This is a genomic window from Pseudomonas sp. LBUM1664, assembly GCF_059695895.1.
The window spans coordinates 4,967,255-4,982,800 of sequence record NZ_CP166791.1; the positions used below are offsets into that span (position 1 = coordinate 4,967,255).

Consider the following 15,546-nt stretch of genomic DNA (forward strand, 5'->3'; position numbering starts at 1 on the left):
AGTCATATCAGCGCCCCGGCTCGTCGTTCCAAAGATATTTATGCAGCTGCAATTGCAGGCGCACCGGCAGATTGTCCGCCACCACCCAGTCCGCCAGATCCCGGGCGTTCAAATCGTGGTGGCTCGGTGACAACAGCACCTCGCCGGCCCGCTGGTCTAGCCCGTACTGGATCAGTTTGGACACAGCCCAGTCATAGTCGTCCCGCGAACAGATAACGAATTTGACCTGATCGTTGGGCGTCAACAACTCAATGTTCTCATAACGGTTGCGATGCACTTCCTTCGAACCTGGGGTTTTCAGGTCCACGACGCGGCTGACGCGCGGGTCGACGGCCGAGATGTCCAGGGCGCCGCTGGTTTCCAGCGAGACCTCATAGCCGGCATCACACAACTGCTTGAGCAAGGGGATGGCGTTGGGTTGCGCCAAGGGCTCGCCACCCGTGACGCAGACATAGCGCGGGCGATAGCCGGCCACTTGCTCAAGGATATCGTCAAGGGTTCGCAAGGTGCCGCCGCTGAAGGCGTAGGCACTGTCGCAGTATTGGCAACGCAACGGACAACCGGTGAGGCGCACAAATACTGTGGGCAGCCCGGCCGTTCGTGTTTCACCCTGCAACGAGTAAAAAACTTCGGTGATTCTCAATGTGTCTTGCATAGTCGCCACGGGCGTAACAGCTAAACAGGCTGTCCGCCTCCGTCAGGCACTTCAAGGAACCCCGCCAACGCGCAGATCCCAAAAAGCGTATTTCATAAAAAGGGCGTGAATTCTAACGAAAAAACCCGCGACAGGCGCGGGTTTCTTCAATGCAGGTCAAACCGGTTTACATGCGCTGCAGATCACGCTGAGCCAGTTGAGCGGCAGATGTACCCGGGTATTGGGCCACCACCTGCTGCAAAATGCCTTTGACCTTATCGGTGTGACCGAGGCGACGCTCCACGTCAGCGAGCTTGTACAGCGAATCCGGCACCTTGGCGTGCTTGGGATACAGCTGAGACACCTTGGCAAACGCCTGTCCGGCGCCTTGCAGGTCGCCCTTGGCCAGGTTCACTTCGCCCAACCAGTATTGAGCGTTGCCCGCGTACTGACTGTTGGGGTATTTGCGCAGGAAAGCGGCAAAGGCCTGGCTGGCCTTGTCGAAATCCTTGGCCTTGATCAGGTCGAAGGCAGCATCGTAATAGAGCTTTTCCTTCGCTGGATCAGCCGGTTCGCCACCGGCGGCAGGTGCTGGAGCGGCTGCCCCCGCGCCTGCGGCTGCACCGGGGGCGTTCAAATCGCCACCGGCTGGAGAATTCTCAGGAGTCGCGGCAGGTGCACCGCCGGTTCCTATGCGCCGATCAAGATCCTGGTATCGCTCCAGGTTTTCTTGCTTCATGCGCGCAATATCATTTTGCAGAACTTCGATCACGCCTTGCTGACGCGAAAGCTGATCCTGCATTTGCTGCAGTTGGTTGAACAGCTCGCCCTGTGCCGAGACAGGGGCCGAAACCCCTCCCCCGGCATAGGCGCCGTTCGTACCGTAACCTGCAGGCGGATAGCTACTCCCGCTATTGTTATAGCCGGAATCGTTATCGACCACAGGAACCGCAGCCCACGCCGCAAGCGGCGCGAGGCTGAGAGCCAGAACAGTTACAGCACGACGGCACGTTCGCATGACGAATTACTTACGCAGTTCGACGCGACGGTTTTGAGCCCAGGACTGCTCGTCGTTGCCGGTAGCAACTGGACGCTCTTCGCCGTAGGAAACCAGTTCCAGCTGAGCTGGGGAAACACCTTGCAGTACCAGGTAGCGTTGAACGGCTTTCGCACGACGCTCGCCCAGTGCCATGTTGTACTCACGAGTACCACGTTCGTCGGTGTTGCCTTCCAGAACAACGCGAGCGCCGTTTGCTTTCAGGTCTTTGGCGTGAACGTCCAGAGCGCGCATGGCTTCTGGCTTCAGGTCCGAGCTGTCGTATTCGAAGTAGAAGGTGGTGATTGCGCGCAGAGCAGCTTCTTCGCTCAGGGAGCCATCAACTGCACCAGTGTTAGCGCCGTAACCAGCGTTTGGATCAACAGCGCCTTCACCGGCGTTGTCGCCGCCTTTGGACGAGCAACCTACAGCTACAGCCATGGCCAGAGCCAGCGCAGCAAATTTACCAAACTTCAGCATTTCCATCGTGAAACTCCTAATGAACCCCAGTGTGTTAAGTAAAACGTATAGCGCCGCGTCAGTTCAGGTAAGGGGACCAGGACGGTTCTCTGACTTCGCCTTGAGCGGTAGGAAGCGGGAGCCTCACGCGTCCATTAATGGATACGAGCATCAAGACTCCCCGGCCCTGCTGGCGGGTGGCGTAGATTACCATGGTGCCGTTGGGCGCAACAGTAGGTGACTCGTCCAGAGTGCTATCAGTGAGGATTTTTACGCTACCGCGCTGCAAATCCTGGGCCGCCACCTTGAAGTTGGTGAAACCTTCCTGGCGATGGATCATTACCAGGGTCTTTTCGTCCGCCGACAGTTTAGGGTTGGCGTTGTAGTTACCGATGAACGTCACGCGTTCGGCACCGCCACCACCCGCACTGGTCTTGTAGATCTGCGGCTTGCCGCCACGGTCGGAGGTGAAGTAGATGGTCGAGCCATCCTTGCCCCAGAACGGCTCGGTATTGATGCCAGGACCGTTGGTCACGCGGGAAATCGAACGCGAAGCCAGGTTCATCACGTAGATGTCCGGGTTACCGTCCTTGGACAGCACGAACGCCAGGCGCGAACCGTCCGGCGACCAGGCTGGCGCACCGTTCAGGCCTTCGAAGTTGGTGATCTGCTCGCGACGACCGGTATCGATGTTCTGCATGAAGATCCGTGGACGCTTCTGCTCGAACGATACATAGGCGATACGCTTGCCATCGGGGGCGAAACGCGGCGACAGGATCGGCTCGCGCGATTGCAGCAAGGTCACTGCGCGGGCGCCGTCATAGTCGGAACGCTGCAGGGTATAGCGGGTGTTTTTCTCGGAGAAGCGTTCGGCCGTCACGTAGAGCATGCGGGTAGAGAACGCGCCCTTGATGCCGGTAAGTTTCTCGAACGACTGGTCAGAGATGTAGTGCGCCATGTCGCGCAGTTGATCAATGCTGCCCGACACGCTGCCGGTCAGCACTTGCTGTTCGGTGGCGACGTTGAACAGGGCGTACTGCACCTGCAGGCGACCGCCGGCCGGAGCGATGCTGCCGACCATGATGTACTGGGCGCCCAAGGCCTTCCAGTCGCGGTAGATGACTTCGCTGGCCTGGGTCGGCAGGCTGATCATGTTCTGCTTCGGAATCGGCGCGTAGTAACCCGAGTTGCGCAGGTCGTTGCCGATGATTTCTGCCATGTCGTCTGGCAGGACGCTGCCGCCCTGCCAACCGAACGGTACGACGGCGATCGGAGTAGCCCGGTCGCTGCCGCTGGTGACCAGAATGTTCTTTTCCTCTGCTACTGCTATCCCTGCCAGGCAGCAGATAACGACAAGCATTCCTCGAAGAAGGTTTCTCACAAGGCTAGATCCTCAGGTGTGAATGTCATCTTGAATGAACGATAGGGAGCAAAATCGCTCGGCTTCATTCCTTGCATTTCCGTCAAACGTCCAATGTTCTTGACCGCTGCGACCGCCGAAGCATCGAACGGACCGTCACCGCTGGACTTGGCCACGCTGACCGAGGTAACCGTACCATCGGGCAACATGCCGATTTGCAATACTACCGTCATGCCTTTGCGCGCCGAAGGTGGACGAGCCCAGCCTTCTGCCGCTCGGGCGCGAATCAAATCATCGAAGCTACCGGCGACTTCATCGCCCTGCTCATCAGCCAACGCCTGCTGGCGCTCCGGCGTGTCAGAAAGCAAATCTGCCAGGGCCTGGGCCTTTTTCTCTTCAGCGGATTTACGCGCTGCATCCTGAGACTTTTTCTTGGCAGCGTCGGCGGCGGCTTTCTTCTTCGCGTCTTCGGCGACTTTCTTTTTCGCCTCTTCAGCTTCAGTTTTCTTCTTGGCGTCTTCGGCCGCTTTCTTCTTGGCGTCCTCGACGATCTTTTTCTTCGCTTCTTCAGCGGCCGCTTTCTTGGCCTCTTCTTCAGCAGCTTTCTTGGCTTCTTCTTCGGATTTCTTCTTGGCTATATCAGCCAATTGTTTCTCTTCGGCCTTTTTGGCCTCGGCGGTTTTCTTCGCTTCGTCGGCTTTCTTGGCTTCGTCAGCCTTTTTCGCCTCGTCCGATTTCTTCGCCTCGTCGGCCTTCTTCGCTTCTTCGGCCTTTTGAGCAGCTTCCTCTTTCTTTTGTTCCGCAGCTCTCACCGCTTCCTGCTCGACCTTTTTCTGCTCCATCTGTTCGACTTCGGTCTGGCGCGCAGCAGATTTCTTCGCCTCACCGGCAAGCTTCTGGTTAGTCTGCGTGGTGGCCTGACTTTTCGACTTGAGTTGGTACAGGGTCGCCTGCACGATCGGCTTGGCCGGCGGCAGCTCCGGGGTCATGGCAAAACTGACGAACAGCATGCCGAACACCAGCACATGCAGGCCGATTGCCAGGACACTAGGCCAGAAGTAGCTTTCCGAGGCGGACGGCTCTCGCTGTTGCTGCATCAGGGCGCCTCAGTAATTAAGCCAACATTACCGACCCCGGCTTTCTGCAGACCGCCCATGGCGCCCATCACGGCACCATAGTCGACGGTCTTGTCGCCGCGAATGAAGACCTGGGTGCGCTTGCCGGCATCGTTGCCGACACGGATGATCTTGGTCACCGCATCGGTCATCTGCGGCAAGGTCATGGCCCGGTCCTGCTGTTTCTCGGTGTCGACTTCGCTGCCAAGGTTCCAGTAGTAGGTCTTGTCAGCCTTGATCGAAATGGTCAGGACCTGAGTGTTGTTGTCCTGCGGCAAGGCTTCGCTGGAAACCTTGGGCAGATCGACCTTCACGCCCTGATTGAGCATCGGCGCGGTCACCATGAAGATGACCAGCAGCACTAACATCACGTCGATGTAGGGCACCACGTTCATCTCGGCAACCGGCTTGCGCTTTTTTCGGGCTCGAGCGATTAAAGCCATTGGGAAATACCTGCTTATTCTTCGCTGGTGTGCACTTTGCGGTGCAGGATCGCCTGGAACTCATCGGCGAAGGTGTAGTAACGGCTGGTCAGCGTTTCGCTGCGGGCAGCGAAGCGGTTGTAAGCGATAACGGCCGGGATGGCCGCGAACAGGCCGATGGCGGTGGCGACCAGTGCCTCGGCGATACCCGGGGCCACGGTGGCCAGGGTCGCTTGCTGGGCAGAGGCCAAACCACGGAAGGAGTTCATGATCCCCCACACCGTACCGAACAAGCCGATGTACGGGCTGACCGAACCAACGGTGGCCAGAAACGACAGGCCTTGTTCAAGTTTTTCTTCCTCGCGGGAAATGGCCACGCGCATGGCACGGGCCACGCCTTCCATCACCGCTTCCGGGTCCACGCCTGGCTGCTGACGCAGACGGGAAAATTCCTTGAAACCGGCGCGAAAGATCTGCTCGACGCCCGAATCCGGATCCGGATTGCTACCGGCCTGGCGGTAGAGTTTGGACAGGTCGATACCGGACCAGAAGCGCTCTTCGAAGCTCTCCAGGGCACGGCGACCGGCGCGCAGCATGTTGCTGCGCTGAAAAATCATGATCCATGAGGTCACCGATGCGGCTACCAGGACCAGCATTACCAGTTGCACCACGACGCTGGCATTACTGACCAGGCTCCACATGGAGGAATGGTCGACGACGTTAGCTTCCACGCTTTATCTCCTGCTCTGAGTGTGTACCCGCGCCGCTCACGCCGGCAAAGGCCGCACGTAGAGCTTCGGGAATGGCCCGGGGTTTCAAACTATGGGTGCGCACACAGGCCACCAAAAACTGCCCTTCGCAGAGCAGCACGTTATCCGTAGCCCGCCTGACCTGCTGCTTGAAGCGCAGGCTGACACGGTTCAATTCGATGACATCGGCACTTACCAACAGTTCGTCGTCCAGTCGCGCCGGCGCGTGGTAGCGCGCTTCGCTGGAATGCACGACGAATAACAGGTCCTCCCCTACCAGTGCGGATTGGGCAAAACCCAGTTCCCGCAGCCGTTCGGTTCGAGCCCGTTCCATAAACTTGAGGTAATTGACGTAGTAAACGATGCCGCCGGCATCGGTGTCCTCGTAATAAACGCGACAACGATGTGCGAACGACTCCAGCCCGTTTTGCGCGCGCATACTCTAGTGCTTACTCCTCAGGTTGCCAATCGGCCAGGCAACTGTTTTTTCATTCTCGAACGCATTGACGCTCCGCGCGTCGTCTGGGACAGCACGAAGCGGAAAAAAGTCGGCGAACAGAGCTCGTTCAATCGTCCACGGCATCGAGGAATTCGTCTACCACCGGCATCTCACCCATTCGTGTCGGGATGTTTAAGCCAAAATGCAGATAAGCATGGCGCGTCACCACACGCCCGCGGGGGGTGCGCATGATGTAGCCCTGCTGAATCAGGTACGGCTCCAGCACATCTTCAATGGTGTGACGCTCTTCGCTGATGGCTGCTGCCAGGCTGTCCACGCCCACCGGGCCACCGTCGAACTTCTCGATCATGGTCAACAGTAGACGTCGATCCTGGTGGTCGAAACCACGTTCGTCGATGTCCAGCAGGTTCAATGCCAGGTCGGCAATCGGTTTAGTAATGTGCCCCTTGGCCCGGACTTCGGCAAAATCCCGGACTCGGCGCAGCAGTCGGTTGGCGATCCGTGGCGTACCCCGGGCCCGACGGGCGATCTCATAAGCGCCATCCGGGTCCAGCGGCAACCCGAGGATGCCCGCCGAGCGACTGACAATCGTCGCAAGGTCAGCATTGTTGTAGAACTCCAGGCGCTGGACGATACCGAAACGGTCGCGCAGCGGGTTGGTCAGCATGCCGGCGCGGGTGGTGGCGCCCACCAGGGTGAAGGGCGGTAAATCCAGCTTGATGGAACGCGCCGCCGGTCCTTCGCCGATCATGATGTCGAGCTGGAAATCTTCCATGGCCGGGTACAGCACTTCCTCGACAATCGGCGACAGCCGATGGATTTCGTCGATGAACAGCACGTCATGGGGCTCAAGGTTGGTCAGCAGTGCCGCCAGGTCGCCCGGTCGTTCGAGGACCGGCCCGGACGTACTCTTGATCGACACGCCCATTTCCTGGGCAATGATGTTGGCCAAGGTGGTCTTGCCCAAGCCCGGCGGGCCGAAGATCAACGTGTGATCCAACGACTCGCTGCGCCCACGGGCCGCTTGGATGAACAGCTCCATCTGCTCGCGCACGGTCGGTTGACCGATGTAATCGGCCAAGCTGACGGGGCGAATCGCGCGGTCCTGGACTTCTTCGCGGTCACGGGGCGCGCCCGTGGCGGCAATCAGACGATCGGCTTCAATCACTTAAATCATTCCCTTCAGGGCGCGACGAATCATATCTTCAGTGCTCAAGCCTTTTTCCTTGATGGCGGAAATCGCCTTGCTGGCTTCCTGCGGCTTGTAGCCCAGGGAAATCAGCGCGGTGACCGCATCGTTTTCGGCGCTGACCGCAGGCGCAGGCGCATCCGGCTGGTTAGGCACCAACGCGAACATGGCCGGCACCACTTCCCAGGCCTTGAAGCGGTCCTTGAGCTCAACCAACAGACGCTCGGCGGTTTTCTTGCCCACACCCGGCACCTTGGTCAACGCCGAGGTGTCCTGGGACTGCACGCAGCGCACCAGTTCGTCGACTTCCAGGCTCGACATCAAGGCCAGGGCCAGCTTCGGGCCGACGCCATTGAGACGGATCAACTCGCGGAAAAAATCCCGCTCGCGCTTGCCGACGAAGCCATAGAGTAACTGCGCATCCTCACGCACGACCAAATGGGTGTGCAGCGTCAGCGGTTCACCGACCGACGGCAAGCGATACAGCGTAGTCATGGGCACTTCCAACTCATAGCCCAGCCCATTTACATCCAGAATCAGGTGCGGCGGCTGTTTTTCAGCCAGGGTGCCGCGCAAGCGTCCAATCACGTTTCAGATCCTTGGGCGTTGGCCAGCCGCTGGCTGGCGAGTAACAGCCGGAGCATGAAGGCCGACAACACAGGCACAAAATGCTCAGGCTCATGAATGATTGCGCTGATGCTATCAGAGACGCAGGCGCCCGCCACGACTGCGTGCGGCTCCAAGGCCGTGAGGCAACAGGCTGGAACGGGTATGGGCATGGCAAATGGCAATAGCCAGGGCATCGGAGGCGTCGATCTGCGGCTTGCTGACCAGTTTCAGCAGATGCATCACCATCATTTGCACCTGCTCCTTGTTTGCCGCGCCCGTTCCAACGACCGCCTGCTTGACCTGGGTTGCGGTGTATTCGGCAATTTCCAGGCTTTCCTCGGCACCGGCGACAATCGCCGCGCCCCGGGCCTGCCCCAGCTTCAGGGCAGAGTCGGCGTTGCGCGCCATGAAGACCTTTTCGATGCCCATGGTGACCGGGCCGTAGGTCTGGATGACTTCGCGCACGCCGCGATAAACAATCTGCAAGCGCTCGTGCAGCTCACCCGCACCGGTGCGGATGCAGCCAGAAGCAACGTACACGCAGCCGCGCCCGGTATCGCGAACCACGCCGTAGCCGGTGATGCGCGAACCGGGGTCGATACCAAGGATTAAAGTCATAGCGCCTGCGGTTTGAAGGGGAATTGTTTGAACCTGTGGGAGCGAGCCTGCTCGCGATGGCGATCTCACTGCAACCTATTTGCAAGCTGGACCAGCGCTATCGCGAACAGGCTCGCTCCCACATAAAGCACCTACGCCTATTTGAACAAGACCGTTGTACCAACAGCACTGTCAGCCTAGTTGTTCGGCGACCGACTCTGGAATGTCGGCGTTGGAGTAGACGTTCTGCACGTCGTCCAGGTCTTCAAGCATGTCGATCAGCTTGAGCACCTTCTCGGCACCTTCCAGGTCCAGTTCGGCACTGGTGGTCGGCTGCATGACGATTTCCGCGTCGGCCGGCTTGAAGCCGGCAGCCTCCAGCGCATTGCGCACAGCATAGAAGCTGACGAACGAGGTGAACACGTCGAACGAGCCGTCTTCATGACTGACCACGTCATCGGCGTCGGCTTCCAGGGCTGCCTCGGTCAGCGCATCCTCATCGATGCCTGGCGCGAAGCTGATTTGCCCCTTGCGCTCGAACAAGTAAGCCACCGAACCGTCGGTGCCCAGGTTGCCCCCACATTTGCTGAAGGCGTGACGTACGGCGGCGGCGGTACGGTTGCGGTTGTCGGTCATGCATTCGACCATCACCGCCACGCCGCCCGGGCCGTAACCTTCGTAGGTCAGCTCTTCAACGTTGTCAGCCTCGGTCGCACCCGCGCCACGGGCGATGGCCCGGTCGATGATGTCGCGACTCATGTTGGCACCCAGCGCCTTGTCCAGGGCCAGGCGCAAGCGCGGGTTGGAGCCCGGATCGCCGCCACCCTGGCGAGCCGCGACCGTCAGCTCACGGATCCACTTGGTAAAGATCTTGCCTCTCTTGGCATCCTGACGTTCTTTGCGGTGCTTGATGTTCGCCCACTTGGAATGACCTGCCATAACTCGCTCCGGTTTCTCTTTGGAACATTGCCCGCCCTGCGCTCGCGCAGCCGCCGGCAACCAGAAATATCGACTCCAATGAAAAGGCGCATCCGAAGATGCGCCCTCTCAGGTGCCAGCCTTACTCAGCCTTTGGCTGTTCACGCAGACGGATGTGCAACTCACGCAGCGCCTTGGCATCCACCACACCCGGAGCCTGAGTCATGACATCAGCCGCGCTCTGGGTTTTCGGGAATGCGATCACTTCACGGATCGACTGGGCGCCGGTCATCAGCATCACCAGACGGTCCAGACCGAAGGCCAGGCCACCGTGGGGCGGCGCACCGTATTTCAGGGCGTCCAGCAGGAAGCCGAACTTCTCTTCCTGCTCGGCTTCGCTGATGCCCAGCAGGCGGAACACCGCCTGTTGCATTTCCTTGCGATGGATACGGATCGAACCGCCACCCAGCTCGGTGCCGTTCAGGACCATGTCGTAAGCGCGCGACAGAGCGGTGGCCGGGTTGGCCTCCAACTCTTGCGGCGAGCACTTCGGAGCGGTGAACGGATGGTGCAGCGCGGAGAAGCTGCCGTCGTCGTTTTCTTCGAACATCGGGAAGTCAACGACCCACATCGGTGCCCACTCGCAGGTCAGCAGCTTCAGGTCGTGACCCAGCTTGATGCGCAGTGCGCCCAGGGCTTCGCTGACGATCTTGGCCTTGTCGGCGCCGAAAAACACGATGTCGCCGTCAACCGCGCCCACGCGATCGAGGATCACATTGAGGTTAGCTTCCGGGATGTTCTTCACGATCGGCGATTGCAGGCCGTCAACACCCGCGGCGCGCTCGTTGACCTTGATGTACGCCAGGCCCTTGGCACCGTAGATACCGACGAACTTGGTGTAGTCGTCGATCTGCTTGCGCGGCATGCTTGCCCCGCCTGGAACACGCAGGGCCGCGATACGACACTTCGGGTCGTTGGCCGGGCCGCTGAACACCTTGAAATCGACTTCCTTGAGCTGGTCGGCCACGTCCACCAGTTCCAGCGGGTTACGCAGGTCCGGCTTGTCGGAACCGTAGCGGCGCATGGCCTCTTCGAAGGTCATGTGCGGGAACTCGCCGAACTCCAGGCCCAACACTTCCTTGAACAGGTTACGGATCATGCCTTCGGTCAGGCCCATGATGTCTTTTTCGTCGAGGAAGCTGGTCTCGATGTCGATCTGAGTGAACTCAGGCTGACGGTCGGCACGCAGGTCTTCATCGCGAAAGCACTTGGCGATCTGGTAGTAGCGATCGAACCCGGCCACCATCAGCAATTGCTTGAACAGCTGTGGCGATTGCGGCAAGGCGAAGAAGCTGCCGGGGTGGGTACGGCTCGGCACCAGGTAGTCGCGGGCGCCTTCCGGCGTGGCGCGGGTCAGGATCGGCGTCTCGACGTCGAGGAAGCCGTTCTCGTCCAGGTAATGACGGATGCTGGTGGTCATGCGCGAACGCAGACGCAGCTTCTCGGCCATTTCCGGGCGACGCAGGTCGATGAAGCGATAGCGCAGGCGGGTTTCTTCGCCCACGTCGGAGTATTCATTGAGTGGGAACGGCGGGGTTTCCGATTCGTTGAGCACTTCCAGCTCGTAGCCCAGCACTTCGATCATGCCAGACGTCATGTTGGCGTTGCCGGCGCCGGCCGGGCGCAGGCGCACCTTGCCGGTGATCTTGACGACGTATTCGCTGCGCACGCGGTCGGCGGCGGCGAAGGTTTCAGCGCGGTCCGGATCGAACACCACCTGGGCCAGGCCTTCACGATCACGGATATCGAGGAAAATCACCCCGCCATGGTCACGGCGACGATGGACCCATCCGCAAAGAGTAACTTCCTGACCTTCCAGGCTTTCGTTCAGTTGGCCGCAATAATGGCTGCGCATCATGGTAGTGGTTTCACTTCTCGTAATTCGAAATTCGGTTGGAGGCCCTGCCCGTGCAAGAACTCACGCGTGTTCAACTCAATCAGCTTTGTCGCCACCGGCCAGGTTCTTCTTGGTGCCGGTCTTGAAGTCGGTTTCATACCAGCCGGTGCCACCGAGGCGGAAACCAGGCATGGACAGCATCTTTTTCAGTTCCGGCGCCTGGCAGGCAGGGCAGTCGACCAGCGGTGCAGCGCTGATCTTTTGAATGGCTTCCATCTGATGACCACAGGAAGCACATTGATAGTCGTACATCGGCATGGGGTTGTCTCGGCGATCAGGTTACTCGCGCAAAGGCGGGCTTTGCGGCAAAGAGCGGGATTATATCCATTAAATGCGGCCTGTGCAGCCGTAAGACGGCACAGGCCGCTACCGGACAGGTTCAGTCATCGACAAGGACTGTGTCCCATCAATGAGGGTCCACGACCTGCGCACCGGTTTCCTTCAAACTGTGCACCACGCAGACCACGCGCACCAACCCGCTGAAATTGCGCACCCCGCCATGACGCAGATGCACCTCTCTGTCCACATGGGACAGCAAGGTACTGATGGAACAGCTGTTGAGCTGGGCCATGTTGCCGAGGATGTCCCAATAGACTTGCTCCAGCCGCAAACAGGTGGCGAACCCGTTCAGGCGGATGGATCGGGACAAGGGGCGGGCCAGCTGCATATCGAACCCACTGACGAACGGGTCGATGTGTATGGGCTGAAAACGCCCATGCACACCCTCCCTGGATTCTTTTCCTTGAATCATACCGTTGACACTCCTTTGCCATACGAACCTCTCAGTCAGAACAACCAATCTGTCGGTCTATGGAAGCTCAACCGGATCGTCAGATCCAGATGACTTTATGACCATCAACGTAGGACAAGCCAACAGCAGGCAGGCGACGAATTACGCCGTCCTACACGCGAGGGGTCATCCCCATACAGAGGCGGGAGACTGATCGAAAAGCCTGATACAAAGGAAAGCCAAAAATCACGGCGGGCAGGCAATGATGCCAACGGCCACATCATCGCCTGCCTGAGGCTTACCGGTCTTCCAGCAGCGAGCGCAACATCCAGGCGGTTTTTTCGTGGACCTGCATGCGCTGGGTCAGCAGATCGGCGGTGGGCTCGTCACTGACCTTGTCCAATAAAGGAAAGATGCTACGGGCCGTACGCGTTACCGCCTCCTGGCCGGCGACCAATTGCCGGATCATGTCTTCGGCGCCAGGCACACCCTCCTCTTCTTTAATAGAAGACAAGCGCGCATACACCGAGTAAGCGCCAGGTGCGGGGAAGCCAAGCGCGCGAATTCGCTCGGCAATCAGATCCACCGCCAGCGCCAGTTCGTTGTATTGCTCCTCGAACATCAGATGCAGGGTCCTAAACATCGGCCCCGTGACGTTCCAGTGGAAATTGTGAGTCTTGAGATACAACACATAAGTGTCCGACAGCAGGTGCGAAAGCCCGTCGACGATGGACTTGCGATCCTCTTCGCTGATACCGATATCAATTGCCATGTTGGTTGATCTCCTGACGGTGATGAATTCGACAGCGGCCACTCCACTCTAGCGGGTGTTACCACCAACAGCATGCGACAAATCGCCTGCCCTCCTGAACCGACAAGCCGCGATGCCGAGCGGTTCCGGTGGGCGGAGAAAATTCAACGCCCTTTGCCAGGCACATTCAAGCGCCTGCCTGGCTTTTCTGGCCGACGAACAGCGTGGCATGCGTCCGTAACGAGTTTGAGAAGGCCAGGGCTTTGCTGTTAAATAGGCAGTGTGTCGCTACGCTTACTTTCCCGGGCGTGGCGCATAGGCTGATTCGGGTACGTGCTCAACGCCTCTTATTGTTCTGAAGCGAACCGTCCCCGACCAGCTCTTCCTTGTGATCTGTCTTAACCGTGAGCCAATCAAAATGTTGAAAATCGTCCACTTGCTAATGGGCGCAGCTGCCCTGCTGCTGTCCTTCATCCCTAGCCTGGGTTCCGAAGCCACACCTTACCTGCAGCATCCCGATGCGCTGTACCTGGCCTTTTTCGGCCTGCTCAACCTGACCCTCGCACCTGTTATCCCTTACTGGAACAAAGGTCCACGTCATCAACTGCAAAACATTGTCAGCGCCCTGCTGGTGCTGGCCGTTGCCCTGCAAACCCTGGCCCTGCTGGCGCCCATGCCGGAAATCGCTGGTCAACCGGCCATCCTGCTCAGCCTGGCCGCGGCACTGCTCGCTGTGGCACTGCACCTGGCCGTCAGTTTCTACAAAAAGTCGTCGCCGGCCGCCGCATCGCAAAACTACGACATGTCCAACCGCGATACCGGCACCGTGAAGTGGTTCAACACTTCCAAGGGGTTCGGTTTTATCTCGCGTGACTCCGGCGATGACATTTTTGTGCATTTCCGGGCCATCCGTGGCGAGGGCCACCGCGTTCTGGTGGAAGGCCAGCGCGTGGAATTCTCCGTGATGAACCGCGACAAGGGCCTGCAGGCCGAAGACGTGATCGCCGCGCTGCCGCGCCGCTGATCCAGGCATAAAAAAACCGCGATGCAGCCTGGCTGCTCGCGGTTTTTTATTGCCTGGCGTTTGGGTCGGGTCAGTAATGAGGCGGCGGCGCGTCTTCTTCAAAGGATTCAAATTGCCCGACCATTTCTTCCTGACGCTTGAGCAGCGCCGCCATCTGCAGCTGCAAACGCTCGACGACTCGCTGCTGCCCCACTAGCACGTCATTCAATGCCTGGATGGTGTCATCCTGAAACGCCAGGCGGCTTTCCAGATCGGTTACTCGTTCTTCAAGGTTCATGGTTTCATGCCCTCCAGAAACTTGAAATCATCGGTCAGGGCCACTCGCAACCGTTCGCAAATGGCCGTCACCTGCTCGGCATTATAAGGCCGGGCCGGATGCTTGCCCCAGACCGGTGCCGGCCAGGCGGCATCATCGCGCCTGCGCACGATGACATGCATGTGCAATTGACTGACGACGTTACCCAAGGTTGCAACGTTCATCTTGTCGGCGTCGAACGAGTCCTTGAGGGTTTCGGCCAGCGCCGTGGTTTCCTTCCATAGCTGCTGTTGATCTTCGTCATCTAATTGAAACAATTCACTGATATTTTCCCGCCTCGGTACGAGGATGAACCACGGATAATTCGAGTCGTTGGACAAGAGCAACCGGCACAGCGGGAAATCGCCGATGGGCAATGTGTCTTGTTGCAGTCTTGGATCTAAAGCAAACACCGCGCGTACTCCTCGCTCGTTATCGATTCTGCCCGGCCCAGCGGCCCGCAGGCCTGCATCGGGCACAGACCCGCAGCATACCCGTGAATGTCGGATCGTTCACTTCGTACCGTCCGGGCCTGGCCCGACACCTGTTTTTCGAGCTGACCGCTGGCATTAACCAGTGCATCGTCGCACCAACACAGCGCAGTAAAGATCGCGTGGGGCTGAGACGACCACCTTTGGGGTAACGTAAAGCACTGAACCTGTAAGATTTTCGTACAGCCTGAAGAATTTCTGCACCAAAACAGCACAGGTCGTCTACGCTCAGTGCACAAAGCATCCGCGATTTACTCACTGCATAGGGTGAACCGGTAACGTTTTTGGTTGTCTTGCGGCGTTTACGGGCTCCAAACACGAGAGCCCCACGGCAGTCAACCCTATTTAAAACAAGGCCTTTGGTGCCCGGTTTCATGAGGTTTCACCACGTCGACAGCAGGAATGTGAAAAAAATGTAAACGAAATGGGGGTTTGTGCATGCTTGTTGCAAGCATCCCTGCATCGTCTACAGGGCATCGCCGGAAGCGAGCGTCCGTAGACCCACGAATAAAGTGGCAAGGCTGCCCTCAGGAGCTTCAAGCGCGGTAATGACGGACTCTTTACACCGATGCCGGAGAAAAAAACAACATTCAAGTTGTGAATCCGATTGCATCGCAACAGCAGAATTGCGACATGGATCGAGCCATTGGCGACATGGTCGTAAAGAAGCTGAAAGGTTGAATGGGCAAGTATCGCCATTGAATGTCGGCATGATATAAGTTGCGCCGACACAAAAAAGAAAGAGCCGCC

The 15,546-nt window shown here is 58.7% G+C and carries 19 protein-coding genes; 1 reads left to right on the forward strand and 18 read right to left on the reverse strand.

What is annotated here, in order from left to right; genetic code table 11:
- Positions 1–7: 7 nt before the first annotated feature.
- The 16 genes from queE to ACA047_RS23390 form a co-directional block, all read right to left on the reverse strand.
- On the reverse strand, positions 8–655 hold the full coding sequence (queE, locus tag ACA047_RS23315) for a 7-carboxy-7-deazaguanine synthase QueE (protein ID WP_497353365.1): 648 nt from the start codon (positions 653–655) through the stop codon (positions 8–10).
- 166 nt (positions 656–821) lie between these two features.
- On the reverse strand, positions 822–1,652 hold the full coding sequence (gene ybgF / locus ACA047_RS23320) for a tol-pal system protein YbgF (protein ID WP_497353367.1): 831 nt from the start codon (positions 1,650–1,652) through the stop codon (positions 822–824).
- A 6-nt stretch (positions 1,653–1,658) separates the two neighbouring features.
- Positions 1,659–2,156: a peptidoglycan-associated lipoprotein Pal gene (pal, locus tag ACA047_RS23325; protein ID WP_003178634.1), complete on the reverse strand. Its 498-nt coding sequence runs from the start codon at positions 2,154–2,156 to the stop codon at positions 1,659–1,661.
- A 52-nt stretch (positions 2,157–2,208) separates the two neighbouring features.
- On the reverse strand, positions 2,209–3,510 hold the full coding sequence (gene tolB / locus ACA047_RS23330) for a Tol-Pal system beta propeller repeat protein TolB (protein ID WP_497353369.1): 1,302 nt from the start codon (positions 3,508–3,510) through the stop codon (positions 2,209–2,211).
- The gene (gene tolA, locus ACA047_RS23335) at positions 3,507–4,586 is read right to left on the reverse strand and encodes a cell envelope integrity protein TolA (protein WP_497353371.1); all 1,080 of its coding nucleotides are present in this window, start codon (positions 4,584–4,586) and stop codon (positions 3,507–3,509) included. Before tolA ends, tolB begins: the two co-directional genes overlap by 4 nt.
- Complete coding sequence (tolR, locus tag ACA047_RS23340) at positions 4,586–5,038, reverse strand: protein TolR (RefSeq protein ID WP_161798348.1); 453 nt, start codon at positions 5,036–5,038, stop codon at positions 4,586–4,588. Before tolR ends, tolA begins: the two co-directional genes overlap by 1 nt.
- A 23-nt stretch (positions 5,039–5,061) precedes the next feature.
- Positions 5,062–5,757 carry a protein TolQ gene (tolQ, locus tag ACA047_RS23345; RefSeq protein ID WP_497353373.1) on the reverse strand — a complete coding sequence of 232 codons (696 nt, stop codon included), beginning with the start codon at positions 5,755–5,757 and terminating at the stop codon, positions 5,062–5,064.
- A complete protein-coding gene (gene ybgC, locus ACA047_RS23350) occupies positions 5,747–6,214 on the reverse strand; it encodes a tol-pal system-associated acyl-CoA thioesterase (protein WP_497353375.1) in 468 nt (155 codons plus the stop codon). The genes tolQ and ybgC overlap by 11 nt, the downstream gene beginning before the upstream one ends.
- 127 nt (positions 6,215–6,341) lie before the next feature.
- Positions 6,342–7,403 carry a Holliday junction branch migration DNA helicase RuvB gene (ruvB, locus tag ACA047_RS23355; protein ID WP_497353377.1) on the reverse strand — a complete coding sequence of 354 codons (1,062 nt, stop codon included), beginning with the start codon at positions 7,401–7,403 and terminating at the stop codon, positions 6,342–6,344.
- Positions 7,404–8,012, reverse strand: coding sequence for a Holliday junction branch migration protein RuvA (ruvA, locus tag ACA047_RS23360; protein WP_497353379.1), 609 nt, complete (start codon positions 8,010–8,012; stop codon positions 7,404–7,406).
- Between the two features lie 114 nt (positions 8,013–8,126).
- Positions 8,127–8,651 carry a crossover junction endodeoxyribonuclease RuvC gene (gene ruvC, locus ACA047_RS23365; RefSeq protein ID WP_025215229.1) on the reverse strand — a complete coding sequence of 175 codons (525 nt, stop codon included), beginning with the start codon at positions 8,649–8,651 and terminating at the stop codon, positions 8,127–8,129.
- Positions 8,652–8,822: 171 nt separating this feature from the next.
- On the reverse strand, positions 8,823–9,569 hold the full coding sequence (locus ACA047_RS23370; protein WP_497353381.1) for a YebC/PmpR family DNA-binding transcriptional regulator: 747 nt from the start codon (positions 9,567–9,569) through the stop codon (positions 8,823–8,825).
- 121 nt (positions 9,570–9,690) lie between these two features.
- Positions 9,691–11,466 carry an aspartate--tRNA ligase gene (gene aspS / locus ACA047_RS23375; RefSeq protein WP_497353383.1) on the reverse strand — a complete coding sequence of 592 codons (1,776 nt, stop codon included), beginning with the start codon at positions 11,464–11,466 and terminating at the stop codon, positions 9,691–9,693.
- A 75-nt stretch (positions 11,467–11,541) separates the two neighbouring features.
- Positions 11,542–11,763: an FmdB family zinc ribbon protein gene (locus tag ACA047_RS23380; RefSeq protein WP_497353385.1), complete on the reverse strand. Its 222-nt coding sequence runs from the start codon at positions 11,761–11,763 to the stop codon at positions 11,542–11,544.
- Between the two features lie 148 nt (positions 11,764–11,911).
- Positions 11,912–12,256 carry a ribbon-helix-helix domain-containing protein gene (locus ACA047_RS23385; RefSeq protein WP_497353387.1) on the reverse strand — a complete coding sequence of 115 codons (345 nt, stop codon included), beginning with the start codon at positions 12,254–12,256 and terminating at the stop codon, positions 11,912–11,914.
- Positions 12,257–12,533: 277 nt separating this feature from the next.
- Positions 12,534–13,007, reverse strand: a complete 474-nt coding sequence (locus ACA047_RS23390) for a Dps family protein (protein WP_497353389.1) — start codon at positions 13,005–13,007, stop codon at positions 12,534–12,536.
- A 397-nt stretch (positions 13,008–13,404) separates the two neighbouring features.
- Between ACA047_RS23390 and ACA047_RS23395 the strand changes: the two genes are divergently transcribed.
- Entirely contained in the window at positions 13,405–14,010 is a 606-nt protein-coding gene (locus ACA047_RS23395; protein WP_497353391.1) for a cold-shock protein, read from the forward strand.
- Between the two features lie 70 nt (positions 14,011–14,080).
- Here ACA047_RS23395 and ACA047_RS23400 read toward each other — a convergent pair whose 3' ends face one another.
- Complete coding sequence (locus tag ACA047_RS23400; RefSeq protein WP_497353393.1) at positions 14,081–14,287, reverse strand: SlyX family protein; 207 nt, start codon at positions 14,285–14,287, stop codon at positions 14,081–14,083.
- A complete protein-coding gene (locus ACA047_RS23405; RefSeq protein WP_497353395.1) occupies positions 14,284–14,718 on the reverse strand; it encodes an HIT family protein in 435 nt (144 codons plus the stop codon). Before ACA047_RS23405 ends, ACA047_RS23400 begins: the two co-directional genes overlap by 4 nt.
- Positions 14,719–15,546: the final 828 nt, after the last annotated feature.

Coding starts and splice junctions, on each gene's coding strand:
- queE (WP_497353365.1), bottom strand. CDS start 655: ATGCAAGACACATTGAGAATCACCGAAGTTTTTTACTCGTTGCAGGGT.
- ybgF (WP_497353367.1), bottom strand. CDS start 1,652: ATGCGAACGTGCCGTCGTGCTGTAACTGTTCTGGCTCTCAGCCTCGCG.
- pal (WP_003178634.1), bottom strand. CDS start 2,156: ATGGAAATGCTGAAGTTTGGTAAATTTGCTGCGCTGGCTCTGGCCATG.
- tolA (WP_497353371.1), bottom strand. CDS start 4,586: ATGCAGCAACAGCGAGAGCCGTCCGCCTCGGAAAGCTACTTCTGGCCT.
- ybgC (WP_497353375.1), bottom strand. CDS start 6,214: ATGCGCGCGCAAAACGGGCTGGAGTCGTTCGCACATCGTTGTCGCGTT.
- ruvC (WP_025215229.1), bottom strand. CDS start 8,651: ATGACTTTAATCCTTGGTATCGACCCCGGTTCGCGCATCACCGGCTAC.
- ACA047_RS23370 (WP_497353381.1), bottom strand. CDS start 9,569: ATGGCAGGTCATTCCAAGTGGGCGAACATCAAGCACCGCAAAGAACGT.
- aspS (WP_497353383.1), bottom strand. CDS start 11,466: ATGATGCGCAGCCATTATTGCGGCCAACTGAACGAAAGCCTGGAAGGT.
- ACA047_RS23380 (WP_497353385.1), bottom strand. CDS start 11,763: ATGCCGATGTACGACTATCAATGTGCTTCCTGTGGTCATCAGATGGAA.
- ACA047_RS23385 (WP_497353387.1), bottom strand. CDS start 12,256: ATGATTCAAGGAAAAGAATCCAGGGAGGGTGTGCATGGGCGTTTTCAG.
- ACA047_RS23390 (WP_497353389.1), bottom strand. CDS start 13,007: ATGGCAATTGATATCGGTATCAGCGAAGAGGATCGCAAGTCCATCGTC.
- ACA047_RS23395 (WP_497353391.1), top strand. CDS start 13,405: ATGTTGAAAATCGTCCACTTGCTAATGGGCGCAGCTGCCCTGCTGCTG.
- ACA047_RS23400 (WP_497353393.1), bottom strand. CDS start 14,287: ATGAACCTTGAAGAACGAGTAACCGATCTGGAAAGCCGCCTGGCGTTT.